At 33.8% G+C, this 411-nt stretch carries 1 protein-coding gene; it reads right to left on the reverse strand.

Translation table 11 applies throughout. The features are described from left to right. Positions 1–40: 40 nt before the first annotated feature. Complete coding sequence (locus tag J7R10_RS09100) at positions 41–226, reverse strand: hypothetical protein (protein WP_208436510.1); 186 nt, start codon at positions 224–226, stop codon at positions 41–43. Positions 227–411: the final 185 nt, after the last annotated feature.

Genomic DNA, 411 nt, shown 5'->3' on the forward strand with positions numbered 1-411 from the left:
AAATTTGATTGTTAATGTGAGTGAAAGAAGTGTTCACACCTTAAAAAGCGTCAGCAACATTATAATAAGACTGCTTCGAAGAAGTTCCATTAGCATCAATTTGATAAACCAGGAAAGTAAGAGCATGCCATTCTATATTTTCATCATATCCCGCGCCACCACCAAAATAGGTAGCAATATCCTTCATTGCATGGACTAAATGTTGATTACCATCCCTGATATTCATATCAAGCCCACTCAAAGCTCAACAAACATCATTATATTCCTGCTGAGAAAATACACCATCTTAATCAATAGTAGTTAAATTATATTTTGGTCTTGTAAAAACACCACCATCGAATGAAACTTTACCACCAAAAATTTTTGCAATTTCGTTGCCAATAGAATGAATTTGCTCATCATTTATGACAT

It is taken from the genome of Bartonella vinsonii subsp. berkhoffii ATCC 51672, from assembly GCF_902825225.1.
In the GTDB taxonomy this organism is placed as follows: Bacteria; Pseudomonadota; Alphaproteobacteria; order Rhizobiales; family Rhizobiaceae; genus Bartonella; species Bartonella berkhoffii.